Annotated in this window: 5 protein-coding genes and 1 pseudogene; 5 read left to right on the forward strand and 1 reads right to left on the reverse strand. The window is 37.4% G+C overall.

Annotated elements, in window-relative coordinates; genetic code table 11:
• Positions 1–172: 172 nt before the first annotated feature.
• Positions 173–1,726, reverse strand: coding sequence for an L-piperidine-6-carboxylate dehydrogenase (gene amaB / locus BLV64_RS06915; RefSeq protein WP_092133470.1), 1,554 nt, complete (start codon positions 1,724–1,726; stop codon positions 173–175).
• Between the two features lie 298 nt (positions 1,727–2,024).
• On the opposite strand from amaB, the gene BLV64_RS06920 reads away from it, so the two are divergent.
• The 5 genes and pseudogenes from BLV64_RS06920 to BLV64_RS06945 all read left to right on the forward strand — a co-directional run.
• Complete coding sequence (locus tag BLV64_RS06920) at positions 2,025–7,604, forward strand: alpha-2-macroglobulin family protein (protein WP_092133471.1); 5,580 nt, start codon at positions 2,025–2,027, stop codon at positions 7,602–7,604.
• Between the two features lie 46 nt (positions 7,605–7,650).
• Positions 7,651–10,002, forward strand: a complete 2,352-nt coding sequence (gene pbpC / locus BLV64_RS06925; protein ID WP_092133472.1) for a penicillin-binding protein 1C — start codon at positions 7,651–7,653, stop codon at positions 10,000–10,002.
• Between the two features lie 167 nt (positions 10,003–10,169).
• Positions 10,170–15,452, forward strand: a complete 5,283-nt coding sequence (locus tag BLV64_RS14715) for a choice-of-anchor L domain-containing protein (protein ID WP_245705879.1) — start codon at positions 10,170–10,172, stop codon at positions 15,450–15,452.
• A 31-nt stretch (positions 15,453–15,483) separates the two neighbouring features.
• Positions 15,484–16,392, forward strand: a complete 909-nt coding sequence (locus BLV64_RS06940) for a PorP/SprF family type IX secretion system membrane protein (protein ID WP_092131373.1) — start codon at positions 15,484–15,486, stop codon at positions 16,390–16,392.
• A 20-nt stretch (positions 16,393–16,412) separates the two neighbouring features.
• A pseudogene (locus BLV64_RS06945) lies at positions 16,413–17,207 on the forward strand (PD40 domain-containing protein); the annotation flags it as partial.

Genomic DNA, 17,207 nt, shown 5'->3' on the forward strand with positions numbered 1-17,207 from the left:
TTACTGACTATTAAGTTATTAAAAAAAACAATATGAATTCCACTATTGATTTAATCATTCATTATTATTCGACCAATAACACGATTCTATGGGCAAACGCTTATTAAAATGTATAGAAAACAAAAAACCCGCAGCTTTCGCTGCGGGTTTTTTAAAATTATAAATCGATAGACTACAAGTCGAATTTAATCCCTTGAGCAAGAGGTAAATCGGCTGTATAATTAATCGTATTTGTTTGACGTCTCATGTAAATTTTCCAAGCATCAGATCCAGACTCACGTCCGCCACCTGTATCTTTTTCACCACCAAAAGCACCACCAATTTCTGCTCCTGACGTTCCAATATTCACGTTAGCGATACCACAATCCGATCCTTGAACCGATAAGAAGGCTTCTGCTTCACGTAAATTGTTTGTCATAATTGCAGAAGACAATCCTTGGCCAACTCCATTTTGTAATTCTAAAGCATCATGAACATCTCCTGAGTACTTAATTAAGTATAGTACAGGCGCAAATGTTTCGTGTTGTACAATTTCGAAATCGTTTTTAGCTTCAGCAATTGCTGGTTTAACGTAACATCCAGACTCGTAACCTTCTCCAGAAAGCACGCCTCCTTCTACTACAATGTTACCACCTTCTTCTACAACCTTTTCTAAAGCCGCTTGATACATTTTTACAGCATCCTTATCGATAATTGGTCCAACGTGATTGTTTTCATCTAAAGGATTTCCGATACGCAATTGACCATAAGCTTTAACCACCGCTTCTTTTACCTTATCGTAAATAGATTCGTGAATAATTAAACGACGCGTAGAAGTACAACGTTGTCCTGCAGTACCTACAGCCCCAAATACAGCACCAATAACGGTCATTTTAATATCGGCATCTGGAGTAACAATAATTGCATTGTTTCCACCTAATTCTAATAATGATTTACCTAAACGACCAGCCACTTCTTGAGCAACAATTTTACCCATTCTAGTCGATCCTGTTGCTGAGATTAAAGGTACGCGTTTGTCCTTAGTCATCATCTCACCAACTTTATAGTCACCGTTAATTAAGTTACTAATTCCTTCTGGTAAACCGTTAGCTTTAAAAACTTCGGCTGCTATATTTTGACAAGCTACACCACACAACGGTGTTTTTTCACTAGGTTTCCACACACATACATCACCACAAACCCAAGCTAAAGCTGTATTCCAAGCCCAAACAGCAACTGGGAAGTTAAATGCAGAAATAATTCCTACAACTCCCATTGGGTGGTATTGTTCGTACATTCTATGTCCAGGACGCTCTGAGTGCATCGTTAAACCGTGTAATTGACGCGATAATCCTACTGCAAAGTCACAGATATCAATCATTTCTTGAACCTCACCCAAACCTTCTTGGTAAGATTTACCCATCTCATAAGAAACAAGCTTACCTAAAGCTTCTTTTTTCTCTCTTAATTTATCTCCAAACTGACGAACTATTTCTCCACGTTGTGGTGCAGGCATTGTTCTCCAATCTTTAAAAGCAGAAGTTGCAGCATCCATAATCTTATCATAGTCTGCTTGCGTAGTTGCTTTTACTTTTCCTATCAATTTCCCATCTACTGGAGAATATGATTCTATAACCTCCCCATTCGAGAAGTTATCTGACCCTGTAGATGATCCTTCATTTATATCTTTTACACCTAACTCTCTTAGTGCTTCTTCTATTCCGAAATCAGCTAAATTTGCTGCCATATTTAATTGTTTTTTACGAATTATTAAATTATTTATGCGAATATACTAATAATTAAGAGTTTTATAGGTTATAGATATCTTAAAATCCTATGAAACCACAGACTTTTTAAAAGCGTTCAAATATTCGCTAACTATTCCTTTTTTTAACCTTCCTTTATATATTATCTTACACTTAGCAACTTACTATATCTAACGAATTCTACTCCTTTTATAACGGATACTTGTTAAGAAGAAACACTTTCTATAAAAAGCTATCTAATTAGGTATATATTATTTAGTTTTATAAAAAAATTAATCCATGTCCATCAAATCCATTTTTAGCTTCATACTCTGTGTAACAATCTTATTTTCATGTAAAAAAGACCCTGTTGAAACCGACAATCTATTTAAATTTAGAGACTACATTAGCTATACTACTTCGGGAAGAATTTCGGCTTCGAGTCCGATAAAAGTAAGTTTAAGCAACCCTGTAGACGGCTGGGAAATGGATAAAGAACTACCCGATGCTATTTTTTCTATTCAACCCCACGTTCAAGGACAATTAATTGCGAACAATACACGTGCATTTTCATTTATACCCGATGAAACCCTAGAAGCAGACACCGAGTACACCGTAACTGTGTCTTTAAAAAAAATCTACGGTACGCTACCAAAAGCGTTTAATAGCTATACTTTTAAATTTAAAACTATAGCACCAAATTTTAATATTGTCACCAACCAATTACAATCATACAGCAAAGAATGGCAATACCTTTTAGGTGTTGTAAAATCTGCCGACTATATTTCATTAGAACAAGCAAAACAATTAATAAAAGCTTATCAAGACAAGAAACAACTACAGTTAGAATGGAATGAGTTAAGTGAACCTGCAAAGCAATTCGAATTTAAAATTGATAGCATACACCGTAAAATAGACGACACCCATATTAAAGTATCGTGGGACGGCAAAGCTATTACTGCTGACACAAAAGGAGAAAACACCGTTGCGATTCCGGGCATTAACAACTTTATAATCACCAAAATCGATGTTATTCAAGAGCCAGAGCAATACTTGTCAATCAATTTTTCTGATCCTTTAAAAAAACAACAGAATTTTGATGGTCTAATTACTATTCAAAATAGCAAAAACCCTAAATATAGTGTAGACGGAAATATTTTAAAAGCATATCCTAGCACAAAAATAAACGGCAATGTTCAAGTTGATATTTTTCAAGGTATAACAAATACTTATGGCTATAAATTAAAACAACCGTTTTCTGAACTCATTTCTTTTGAAGAGGTTAAACCCGAAATACGCTTAGTCAATAGCGGAGTCATCTTACCAAATTCTGAACAATTAAAATTCAATTTTGAAGCGGTTAACTTAAAAGCAGTTGATATTCGCGTCATTAAAATTTTTGAAGATAATGTTCTTCAGTTTTTACAAGACAATAACTTACATGACAATAATAGTTATGCTATTCGCCAAGTTGGTAGACGTGTTGCAAAAAAAACAATAACACTTTTACAAGAGGGCGAACCAAATACAGGCAAATGGAAAACCTACAGTGTCGATTTATCCACGTTATTTAAATCTAGTCCTGGAGCTATTTATCGAGTAGAAGTCAGCTTTAAAAAGAACTACTCGCTTTACGACTGCGCCGTAAATAGAAATATTACTAACGTTGAAAATAACGAGAACTATTTTGAAGACGAGTACTATGAAGATGACACCTCGATCTACAACGAATTGAGCCCCGAAGAAGAAAACCTTCGCGAGGAAAATTACTGGGATAATTTAACGTACAACTACCGCTCTAACAATTACAATTGGAATGAACGTAACAACCCTTGCCATGACGCTTATTACAATCAAAACAGGGAAGTAGCTCAAAATTTAATCGCTTCAAACCTTGGTGTTATTGTTAAAAAAGGAGCGAACAACAATTACTTATTTGCAGTAACAAATCTTTTAAACACCCAAGTGGAACCTAATGCGTTAGTAACCCTATACAACTTTCAACAACAAGAGATCACTTCAAAAAAAACAAATACCAATGGTATTGCAACTATCGACACAAAAAGTCGTGCCGCTTTTGCTGTAATTACCAAAGGCAATAATACTACTTATGTAAAATTAGATGATGGAAATTCACTATCACTGTCTAAGTTTGATGTTTCAGGAAATCAGTTACAGCGCGGTTTAAAAGGCTATATCTATGGCGAACGTGGCGTATGGAGACCTGGAGACTCCCTTTATTTATCTTTTATACTTGACGATAACGCTAATAAATTACCAAAAGGGCATCCTGTAAAGATGGAAGTAACAGACCCTAACGGAAAATTAGTTTACAAAAATAGTTCTTCTCATCCTGTAAATAGTTTTTACACGTTTACCGTTCCAACAAGCACCGAAAGTAAAACCGGTAACTGGAATGCTAAAGTTAGCGTTGGTGGTGCTCATTTTTACAAACCCCTAAAGGTCGAAACTGTTAAACCGAACCGATTAAAATTAAAAGTTGATTTTACAGATGCAATTTTAACTAGCAGAAAACCTCTTAACGGTACTCTGCAAGTAAACTGGTTACATGGGGCACCCGCAAAACAAGTAAAAGCTGAAATTAAAGCTAAGTTTAGTAATGCCTACCAACCTTTCCCTAAATATAAAAAATACACCTTTTCAGACCCGTCTAGAAGATTCTCTTCGGAAGAAATATCGATATTCGAAAGTCAGGTTAACGCCGATGGTTTTGCTAAAATTGACAATACTTTAGCGATAGGAAAGAACGCTCCCGGAATGCTAAACGTTCAGTTCTTAGCTCGAGCCTTTGAGAATGGTGGTGATTTCTCTATGGATGCATTTACTAAAAAATATGCTCCATACGCATCGTTTGTTGGACTACAATCCCCTGAAGGAAAAGCCTATGGCTCTTATTTCACAGATCAAAACCACACCTTTGATATTATCACTGTTGATAACCAAGGTCAGCCAATACAGCAAAATAACTTAGAAGTAAAAGTTTACAAGGTAGAATGGCGTTGGTGGTGGAATTCCTCTGAAGATAATTTATCAAAATACACGACAAGCGCATACCACAAACCTTTTATGGAAACAGTGGTAAACACAGATACTAATGGTAAAGCGCAATTTAAAATAAACGTCCCTGAAGAAGAAAGTGGACGCTACCTTATTCGTGTTTCCGACCCTAAAAATGGTCATGCTACTGGAAGAACGGCCTATTTTTATAAAAACTGGTGGACTAAACAACCTAGCGCCGACAAAGAAGCCGCAAAAATGCTTGTTTTTGCTGCCGATAAAGAAAATTATACCGTTGGTGAAACTGCCAAAATCACCTTTCCGTCAGGCACTGCTGGTCGTGCATTAGTGAGTATTGAAAATGGTACCGAAGTGTTAGACCATATATGGGTTGAAACCTCTAAAGGTGAAACCGTTGTCGATATACCTATTACCAAAAACATGACTCCTAATGTATTTGTAAACATTTCTTTATTACAACCACATGCTACAACAGCGAACGATTTACCTTTACGATTATATGGCGTTATCCCTCTTTTGGTAGAAGACAAGAACACGAAACTTGAACCGGAAATAAAAATGCCTGACGTCTTGCGTCCAGAAGAAGAGTTTAGCATAACCGTTTCAGAAAAAAATGACAAAGCAATGACTTACACTATTGCCGTTGTTGAAGAAGGCCTTCTAGATCTAACGCGATTTAAAACGCCAAACGCATGGGATGCTTTTTATGCCCGCGAAGCATTAGGTGTAAAGACTTGGGATGTATTTGATGATGTAGTAGGTGCTTATAGTGGTAGTATAGAACAAATTTTCGCCATCGGAGGAGATGGTAACGCTGCTGCCGGAAAAGCAAAAAAAGCCAATCGATTTAAACCTGTTGTTACTGTTTTAGGTCCATTTAGCTTAAAAGCCAATAGTAAAAAAACACATACTATTAAAATGCCGAATTATATTGGCGCCGTGCGCACCATGGTAGTAGCTGGAAATACTGCAGATGAAGCTTATGGTAGTGCAGAAAAATCTGTTGAAGTAAAAAAACCACTAATGGTTCTAGCTTCTTTACCAAGAAAGTTAAGCCCAGGTGAAAAAGTAACGCTTCCGGTAACCGTTTTCGCAATGGAACCTCGCGTAAAAAATGTAACTTTAAAACTTAAACTAAGTGACGGCATTACAGCGACTAGTGACACTTCAAAAACAATACACTTTGACAAGCCTGATGAGAAAATGGCTTATTTTGAATTGGATGTTAGTAAGGCTAATGGATTAAATACGGTTGAAGTTATAGCGACTGGAAATGGAGAAACAGCAATTTACAACGTGGAAATAGACGTTGTAAACCCGAACCCTATAACTTCTAAAGTTATAGATCAAACCTTAGAAAAAGGCACTTCAGAGACCTTAAATTTCGACACATTTGGCGTAACAGGATCCAATTTTGCAAGCGTAGAATTCTCAACGATGCCACCAATGGATTTTACACGCCGTTTACAATTTTTAATGCAATACCCGCACGGGTGTTTAGAGCAAACGACCTCTGCTGTATTCCCACAATTGTATTTAAATTCTATTTTCGATTTGCCATTAAAAAAGAAACAAGAACTCGAGTCTAATATCAAAAAAGCCATCAAACGCTTAGGAAATTTCCAACGTCCAAATGGCGGTATGAGTTATTGGTTAGGAGAGAATCACGTTAACGATTGGAGCACAAGTTATGCGGGACACTTTATGATAGAAGCTGAAAAACAAGGATACGTTCTCCCAATTACCTTTAAAAGTAATTGGTTAAAATACCAAAAAGAAACAGCAAGAAACTGGAGACCGAGCTATAAAACTTACAATAGTGATTTAGCACAGGCGTACCGACTATACACTTTGGCTTTAGCGGGGAGTGCCGACTTAAGCGCAATGAACCGCCTTAAAGAATTCACAGAACTTTCTAACGAAGCCAAATGGAGATTAGCAGCAGCCTATGCTCTAGCGGGGCAAAACGAAGCTAGTAACGCTATTGCTAAAACGGCTAATATTGAATTCGAATCACCAAGGTATAATTATTACACTTATGGATCGGTAGATAGAAACCGTGCGATGGCCCTAGAAACCATGGTTATAACTCAAGACAAGAGAATGCATAGTTTAGCAAAAACTCTCGCTAAAAACCTATCTAGCGACCGCTGGATGAGCACACAAACCACAGCTTACAGCTTGTTAGCGCTTTCAAAAATGGTTAAAGCTAATGGAGGGAAATCGTTAGATATTATCTATACTATTAATGGAAAAACGGAAACCATAAAAACAAACAGCGCTATTGCTCAACGCGAACTCAAAGTGAATTCCGGAACCCAAAAATTAAGCTTTACAAACAATCAAGATAATGTGGTTTATATTCGCGTTTTAAATTCTGGAAAATTACCATTAGGTGACGAACATAAGGAGCAACGTGGTTTAAGTGTTGGAATTGTCTATAAAGACTTAAAAGGAAACCCTGTTACAATCGACAAATTAAAACAAGGTGACGATTTTATGGCTACAGTGACCGTAACGAACCTTAAGCACGAAAAGGTTAACGACATTGCATTAACACAAATATTTCCTTCGGGATGGGAGATTGTTAACACACGATTTACAGCTTTCGGAAATAGCATAACAAGTCAAGCGCGTTACACCGATGTTCGTGACGACCGAGTTAATTTCTATTTCGATTTACACAAAAAAGGAAATTCTCAAGACACCAAAACATTTAATGTATTGCTTAATGCGTCCTATTTAGGCACCTACTATCTACCAGGCATCCAAGCAGAGGCCATGTACGACAATGAGTTTCTTGTCCGCGGAACGGGACAGTGGATTTCGGTAGAAAAATAATTTAGGACTACAACATTCAAATTACTGAACCCTATAGAAATACTAAATGAAACGTATTATACTATATGTAAAAAGACACAAACTAAAAGTGGTAGTTATTGCTACCCTTTTAGTGTCTTATTATTTCTGTTTACCCAGTCCTTTATTTAAAGACCCTACCGCTACAGTTATTACTAGCGCAACACACCAATTATTAGGAGCAAAAATAGCTAGCGACGGACAATGGCGTTTTCCAAAAAACGAAGAGGTCCCAGAAAAATTTAAAACCTGTATTATCAACTTTGAGGACGAGTATTTCTTTAAACACCCCGGTTTTAATCCGATATCTATCGCGAAAGCACTCCGTCAGAACTTAAAGTCGGGTGGCGTGAAACGTGGCGGAAGCACCCTTACTCAGCAAGTCATTAGACTTTCTCGTAAAGGGCAATCGCGAACGTATTTTGAGAAAGCTATAGAATTGATTTTGGCCACGCGATTAGAATTAAAATATAGCAAGGAAAGTATTTTAGCCTTTTACGCAAGTTATGCACCATTTGGCGGAAATGTTGTAGGACTAGATGCCGCAGCATGGCGATACTTTAATAGGAGCGCCGAAGAACTATCTTGGGCAGAAAGCGCAACCTTAGCCGTTTTACCAAATGCACCAAGCTTAATCTATCCAGGGAAAAATCAGCAAACACTCTTAAACAAAAGAAACAGACTTTTAAAAAAACTTCGCGATAACAATACTATTGACAGTTTAACCTACACCCTATCTCTTGCGGAAAGTTTACCTCAAAAACCTTATCCGCTACCTCAAACAGCAGCACATCTCCTTCACAAAGCAGCAAAATTACACCCCGGAGAACGAATTGTAACCACACTAAATAGCAAGTATCAACAACAAACCAATACCATTGTTTCTAATCATTATAATGTATTAAAACAAAATGAAATTTATAACATCGCGGTTTTAATTTTAGATGTTCATTCACGTCAAGTTCTCACTTATGTCGGCAATTCTCCTACAGATAGAAAACATCAAAAAGATGTTGATATTATTGATAAACCGCGAAGTACTGGTAGTATTTTAAAACCCTTCTTGCATGCCGCTATTTTAGACGCGGGAGACATACTCCCTAATACACTAATTGCAGATGTACCCACAAACTTTGGGAATTACGTTCCTGAAAACTACAATAAAGAGTTTGACGGTGTTGTTCCTGCTAAACGAGCCTTGTCAAGATCGCTAAATATACCTTCGGTTTTAATGCTTCAAGATTATGGTTTAGATCGCTTTTATCATGACTTAAAAGCATTAAAACTTCGAGACATTAAATACAATGCCAATCACTACGGACTCTCATTAATATTAGGAGGGGCAGAAAGTAGCTTGTGGGATTTATGTAAAAGCTACGCCAACCTATCCTCTACCTTAAATCACTTTAGCTCAAGCTCATCAGAATATTTTTCAAAAGAATTTAGCGAACCTACTTTTTTAGCTTCCAAAACCATTGATTTCGGAAAAAAATCGACGGAAAAAACAGTATTTGACGCTGCTTCTATTTACCTCACTTACGAAAGTTTAAAAGAGGTTAACCGCCCAGAGGGTAATGAAAGTTGGGAATTTTTTGATGATTCTAAGCAAATTGCATGGAAAACAGGAACGAGTTATGGGTTTAGAGACGCGTGGGCTATTGGCACAACTAAGGATTATGTGGTTGGAGTATGGGTTGGTAATGCCGATGGTGAAGGCCGCCCAGGATTAGTTGGAGTACAGGCCGCCGCACCTATACTCTTTGATGTCTTTGATATTTTACCTAAAAGCGAATGGTTTGACAAACCTTATGACGCCATGAAAGAAGTCGAAATATGTTCTATTAGCGGCCACCGCGCTTCACTAATTTGTCCGAAAACAGAATTACATTTCATTCAAGAAAGCGGCCTTAAAACAAAGTCATGCCCCTACCATGTCACTATACATTTAGACGACAAAGAAGACTATCAGGTTAATAGCTCTTGCGAAGAATTAGATAAAATAAGACATGTACCCTGGTTTGTATTACCTCCTTTAATGGAATATTACTACAAAACTAAAAACCCCTTTTACAAATCGTTACCGCCATTTAGAGCGGACTGCAATACAAACACTTTCGAGGCCATGCAGTTTATTTACCCAAATGAAACAGCAACCATTTTCCTCCCTAAAGACTTTAACGGAGAAGCAAACCCTTTAATTCTGAAAATTGCACATACCACCCCAGAAACTACAATTTATTGGTATTTAAATGAAACTTTTATAGGCGCAACTAAGGACATTCACGAAATAGCTACTTCACCTCAAGAAGGAACGCATACTGTTACAGCCGTAGACCTATTCGGTAACGAAATTAAAAGACAACTAAAAATAACTATTTAAACAATTAACAATCAGTGGTTTAATAAAAAATCACTGGTGAATCTCACAATTCTTTTATCGATTAAAAAACACATTTCACCTATTCTTATTCATTGTCTGCAACATTTAATATATCTTTAAGATTAAATTAGCAAATATTTAACTAATCAAACTAAATAAGTATCTATATGAAAAGAATTACGCTACTGTTGTTGTTTTTACTGTGTATAGGGGTTTCGCTTAATGCACAGACCTATATACAAGAGGATTTCAACACCACAATACCTACAACCTGGACCATTACCGATGGTGGTTCAGTAACCGGAGATACTTGGGCCTCAGGCTTACAAGGTGGAAACTCGTTAAACGGTACCAATGGTGCTTTTGTTGATGACGACGCCGCAGGATCGGGTGTTACACTTGAAGAAACACTTACTACACCCGTTTTCGACGCTTCAGGAGCAACTGCTCTGTTTTTAGATTTTAGTCAATATTTCAATTCGATAGGCGGTGTTTTTACTGCTGTTGAGGTATTTGACGGGACAAACTGGGTAGAGATTTTAAATCAAACTACAGATGTTGGATCTTATGCCACTCCTGATGAGCAGCATATTGACATTACACAATACGCTAATGCATCTATGCAAGTACGATTCATATACAACGACCAAGGCAACTGGGGATGGTATTGGATGATTGACGATGTAATTATCTACAATGCTACTTGCCCTAACCCTAATGATTTCACATTAGTTATGGCAACCGCTACGGAAGCTGATTTTTCTTGGACTGCCGGGGGAACCGAAACAAACTGGGAAGTTGTTGTGCAACCTACCGGAACAGGAGTCCCTACTGGAAATGGTACAGCATCTACAGCTACTACTTACACAGAAAGCAACCTAAGTCCGCAAACAAACTACGAGGCGTTCTTAAGATCAGATTGTGGAGGTGATTTTAGTATTTGGGTTGGCCCAATTAATTTCACTACAGAATGTACTACGTTCACAGCACCATATACTCAAGATTTTGAAAATGCTGGAGCAATTCCTTTATGTTGGTCAATGAGTGGTGGTGAAGACTGGAAATTTAATGACGTACCAGGTGTTAACCATATTGGTGACAATGGTACGATTACAGGTACAACACCGTCTAACGGATATTTTGCATGGGTAGATGCTTCGGGATCTCATGACCCTGCTTTATTAACTACACCGTTTGTAGATGTATCTACGTTAACAACACCTTCAATTTCATTTTACGAAATTAGTAATAATGAAGGCTTTGCAAACTCTGAATTAAATGTTGAGGTTTGGGATGGAGCTGCTTGGAACTTAATGGCAACATACAATACAAACACTAATGGTTGGGAAAAGAAAACTATCAATATAAGTACACTGAATATAACGGGAGATGTGCAAGCACGCTTTATATTTTCTGAGCCAGTTCCTGGTGATTTTTATGATGATATCGCTATAGACGACGTTACTTTTGATGAGTTACCAACATGTGTAAACCCTTCTAATATTACATTTACAAACATCACATCTACATCAGCAGATATTGCGTGGATTTCTAACGGTATGGAAACAGAATGGGAAGTTACTATTCAACCTTTAGGTACTGGAGCTCCAACCGTAGATGGTGATTTAACAACCACAAACCCTTACCTAGCGACAGGATTAACACCTGCTACGCATTATGAAGTATATATACGATCTGTATGTGGATTAGAAAAAAGTGATTGGGTTGGACCGTCGAACTTTACAACCGAATGTGCTTTATTCACAGCTCCGTATACTGAAAATTTTGAAAATTCAGGAGACATCCCTTTATGCTGGACAATGAGTGGTGGTGAAGATTGGAACTTTGACAATGACCCTGGGTTAAACCATATTGGAAACAATGGTGCTATGACAGGAAACACGACTTCAGGAGGATATTTCGCATGGGCTGATGCCTCTGGAACAGACACTCCAGCGACTCTACAATCACCATTAGTCGACGTTTCCCCGCTTACTACTCCTGCTCTTTCATTCTTTCTTATTAGTCATAATGAAGGCGAAACCAATGCACAACTAGACGTAGAAGTATGGGATGGTGCTGCTTGGAACCCTATGGGAGTATATAACACGAATACCAATGGATGGGAATTAATTATATTGGATATTAGCTCGTTAACCATTACTGGACCTGTTCAGGCACGATTTATATTTTCAGAAGTTATTACACCTAGTGATTTCTATGACGATATTGCTATAGATGATGTCACTTTCGATAATCTACCAACTTGTGCTTCTGTAACACAGTTAACATCAAATAATCTATCATTAACTTCTACAGAAGTATCTTGGACTGAAAATGGAACGGCAACGAGTTGGAATGTTGAATATGGTATACAAGGATTTACTCCTGGTGCAGGAACGACAATCAACTCAACAACAAATCCAGCAGTTCTTACAGGATTAACTGCAGATACTCATTATGATTTTTATGTTCAAGCCGATTGTGGAACTGATGGTACCAGCATATGGATTGGGCCTGGATCATTCTACACAGGATATTGTGAATCTATTCCGACAGATAACGATGGAACAGGTGTTGGCGATGTTACTCTTGCTTCAACAACTTTCAATAGTAGTGGTGATGTGATGTATGAAGACCATACGTCTCCAGCAGTTTCTGTTTTTCAAGGTGTGAACACAAACCTTCAAATTACTTTTGAAACAGGTTACACATATAACACGTATGTTTGGATTGATTTTGATGACAACTTAGTATTTGATGCTTCTGAATTGGTTTACCAAGGGGAGTCAACAAACGCAAATCCAACGGTACTGGACGCTTCGTTTATCATGCCAGCGACAGCTGCTTTAGGGCAGCATAGAATGCGTATTGCAACTGCTGACTTTATGACAACTCCAGACCCTTGTTATAATGGATCTTATGGTGTAACATTAGATTTTACAGTAGACATCCAAATGTTAACTTGTACTCTACCAGAAGCAACTTTTACAATTGTTCCTGATTGTACAGCAGAAGAAATAATGATTGACGTAGATCTTACCGATATTGGTGATGCTTCTACTATTACAATTTCTAATGACTTTGACGGATCGACAACAAATGTATCTACACCAGGTTTATATCCTGTAGGGCCTTTCCCTTTAAATCAAAACGTTAATGTTTATGTTACTAATGATCAAAACACAGACTGTGTAATAGGAAGTGGAACTTTAAACTTACCTGCTTGTGCACCGGACAATGATGATTGTTTAAATGCAACAAACTTCTTAGCAAATGCAGACGATACGTGTACTAATAGCATTTCAGGGACTCTGTTTGGAGCTACTACTTCGACTGAAGCAAATGCGTGTGGAGGCACACCAAACGATGATGTTTGGTTCACTTTTGAAGCTGTTTCAGAAAATCAAGTTGCACAATTAAGCAACATAACTGGACCGACGTCTTTCCTTTCAATGGGAATATACGAAGGTACCGACTGCAACAACTTAACAAACATAGATTGTACAACTGCAGACGAATTAGCTCTTAATGGTCTAACAATAGGAAACACGTATTACATTAGAATTTTCACGTTTGCTGACAATGACTATCAAGATGTAGATTTTGACTTATGTGTCTTTACAACACCACCTCCAATTACAACGAGTGTAGACACTTATACTGTTGAGGAATTAGTGAGCGACGTATTAGTTAACTCTCCTTGTTCTAATGTTTCTAATATTACTTGGTCTACAGGTACTAACTTTGGCTCGACAAATGGAATTGGATACTTTGATGCTAATGGTTCTAACTTCCCATTCTCAAGCGGTGTAGTTTTAACGACTGGTGATGTATTAAATGCACCTGGTCCTGAATCAGGAACCCTTATTGATGGTGATAATAACTGGCCAGGAGATGCTGATTTAGAAGCAGAAATACCAGGTGTTAGTAGTCATAATGCTTCGGTTTTAGAATTTGACTTCGTACCATTTGCAGATGAAATGTCATTCGACTTTATTTTTGCGGCTGAAGAATATGGAACCTTCCAATGTAACTATTCTGATGCCTTTGCTTTCCTATTAACAGACATGGTAACTGGAGTAACTACAAATATTGCTGTTGTACCAGGTACAACGACACCTATTTCGGTTTTTACTATTAGAGATAACACATATAATAATGGTTGTTCTTCTGAAAACCCAGCTCTATTTGGTGAGTATTATGGACCAGGAGGATTACCTGCACTATCAAGCCCAACAAACTTTATAGGACGTACAGTGCCAATCACTGCATTCTCTAATGTGGTTCCTAATAGACAGTACCACATTAAATTGGTAATCGCAGATGATGGTGATACCGCATTCGATTCTGCTGTATTCTTTGCAGCGAGTAGTTTCCAAATTGGTGAAATCGACCTAGGAGAAGATATTTTAATAGCTGATGGTAACGCAAACTGTGAAGGTGATGCTGTTACATTAGACATTGGTATTGAAATTCCAGACAATACAGTGGCTACCTGGTACACATTCGATTCTGGTATTCAAGATCCAATTGCAGGAGAAAACGGTTCAACATTAGATGTTACAGAAACTGGAACCTATATTGTAGAACTTGTATTTAATAACAACTTCTCTTGTTTTGCAACTGACCAAATCACTGTGGAGTTCTTCCCTAAACCAATTGTTTCTGAATCTCCAACTATTTATAGCTGTGATGACGATGGTGATGGGATTGCAACATTCGATTTAACAACGAATGATTCAATAATAATTGGAACTCAAACGAACCTTGTTTTGAGTTACCACTTAACTCAAGATGAAGCAGAAACAAATAGTGCTGCTATTGCTAACCCTACAGCGTATGACTCGACAGCAGGAACTGTATTCGTAAGAGTTGAAGATGCGACAACGGGGTGCTACGAAACAACCACGTTCGATTTAGCGATTGCAGATTCACCTGAAACGACTTTCAATCCTAATGTTGTATATGAAGTATGTCCTAATGCATCTACACCGATTACGGTAACAGCAACTGCAGTTAATTACAGTGCTTCTGAAGTGTCTATTAAATGGTACAACGAAGGTGTACTTATTCCAGGAGAAACAACCCTAACTTTAAATACAGTTTATACCCCAGGAATTTATACTATTGAAGTGACTTTTGAAGACTCTGGCTGTGTTGCTAGCGAAAATGTTGAAGTATACGAATTAACAACATGTGTTATCCCTCAAGGTATTTCACCGAACGGCGATAACTTAAACGACAACTTCGATTTAAGTAGTTTTGATGTACAGAGTTTAGAGATCTTTAATAGATATGGAACTAAAGTATATTCTAAGACAAACTATACAAACGAATGGTTTGGACAATCTAACGATGGTGATGAGTTACCAGTAGGAACCTACTACTATGTAATGAAATACCAAGGCGGAAAAGTAAAAACAGCTTGGGTTTACATTAACAGATAATAGCATTACAAACATCAACTAAAATAAAAGAATGAAAAAAATATATATCCTTTTCGCCGTTTTGTTTGCTTTAAACAGTTATGCACAACAAGACCCACAGTACACACAGTACATGTATAATATGAATATTATTAACCCGGCCTATGCTGGTTCTAGCGAGAGTGTTTCTATTGGAGCACTCTACAGGAGCCAATGGGTTGGAATAGAAGGTGCTCCTACTACAGGAACACTTTCTATTCACTCTCCGGTAGGGAATCGTGTAGGATTAGGTTTCTCACTTATTAGTGACGAAGTTGGTCCTGTAAGTGAAACTAATGCTTACATCGATTTCTCATACACCTTGCCAATGGGAACAGAGACTAAATTAGCTTTAGGTTTAAAAGCGGGAGCTACATTTCATGATATCGGAACCGGTTCGGTAGTGACTTTAGATCCAGGAGATCCATTTTACAGTCAAGATATTAACGAAACCACACCAAATGTTGGTGCTGGAGCGTATTTCTACAAGCCAAACAAATACTACATTTCTGCCTCTATGCCAAACATTTTAAATGCAACACATTTAGATGTTGATGGTCGTAAAATAGGATCAGAATCAGAGCATTTATTTGCAGCTGCAGGTTACGTATTCGATTTATCACCAAACTTTAAATTAAAGCCACACGTGCTTGCTAAGTTTGCTTTCGATGCACCCGTATCTTATGATGCTAACCTAAACTTATTTATGTACGACTTAGTAGAAGTAGGTGCAGGTTACCGTTTAGACGATTCGTTTAGTGGTATGATAAACTTTATGGTATCTCCAAATTTAAGAATAGGATATGCTTACGATAGCATTCAATCTGACTTAAATATCGATACCAGTTCATCACACGAAATATTTATAAACTTCGACATTTTCTTACCAAAGAAAGTATCGCGTTCACCTCGTTATTTCTAATCAGTTAAGCTAAATCAACTATGAAAAATATAAAATTATTATTAACACTAATTATCCTGAGTAGCTTTAGTGTGACTGCTCAAAATAAATCGACTGAAAAAGCCGACAAACATTTTGCGAAGTTGCAGTTTGTAGAAGCTGCCGAAGCTTATGCTAAACTTGTAGACAAAGGAGAAGCCGATGCTTATGTGTACGGTCAATTAGCCGAAGCGAACTACAATATTTTTAATACTGTAGACGCCGAAAAATGGTATGCTAAAGCTTTAGAATCTAGTACAGATCCTGAAATGAGATTTAAGTACTCTGAAATGCTAAAAGCTAACGGAAAGTATGACGCTTCAAACCAACAAATGCAAAAGTTTGCTGCCGCTAACCCTAGCGATGAGCGCGCGAAAGCTTTTTTAGCAAACCCTAATTATCTAAATGATATTTTAGCTAAAGAAGAAAAGTATACAGCCAAAAACTTAGAGTTTAACTCTGAAGCTTCAGATTTTGGAGGGACTTTAAAAGATGGTAAATTATACTTTACTTCTGCAAGAAACGATTCAAGACGTACTTACGGATGGAATGACCAACCGTTTTTAGACATCTACGAGTTAACTTTAGCTGAAGATGGAACTTACTCTGAGCCTAATTTAATAAAAGGAAAAATCAATACGAAATACCACGAAGGTATCGTATCCTTCTCTCCAGATGGAAACACTATGTATTTCTCTCGTGAGAGCTTCTTTGACAATATGTACGAGAAGAACGAAGATACTAACACTAAATTAAGTGTGATTCAATTGTTTAAAGCAACGAAAAACGGAGATACT

Source organism: Bizionia paragorgiae (assembly GCF_900107625.1).
GTDB classification, from domain to species: domain Bacteria; phylum Bacteroidota; class Bacteroidia; order Flavobacteriales; family Flavobacteriaceae; genus Bizionia; species Bizionia paragorgiae.

Bases quoted from the DNA above. Each gene is read 5' to 3' on its own strand.
- amaB (WP_092133470.1), bottom strand. From the start codon at position 1,726: ATGGCAGCAAATTTAGCTGATTTCGGAATAGAAGAAGCACTAAGAGAG.
- BLV64_RS06920 (WP_092133471.1), top strand. From the start codon at position 2,025: ATGTCCATCAAATCCATTTTTAGCTTCATACTCTGTGTAACAATCTTA.
- pbpC (WP_092133472.1), top strand. From the start codon at position 7,651: ATGAAACGTATTATACTATATGTAAAAAGACACAAACTAAAAGTGGTA.
- BLV64_RS14715 (WP_245705879.1), top strand. From the start codon at position 10,170: ATGAAAAGAATTACGCTACTGTTGTTGTTTTTACTGTGTATAGGGGTT.
- BLV64_RS06940 (WP_092131373.1), top strand. From the start codon at position 15,484: ATGAAAAAAATATATATCCTTTTCGCCGTTTTGTTTGCTTTAAACAGT.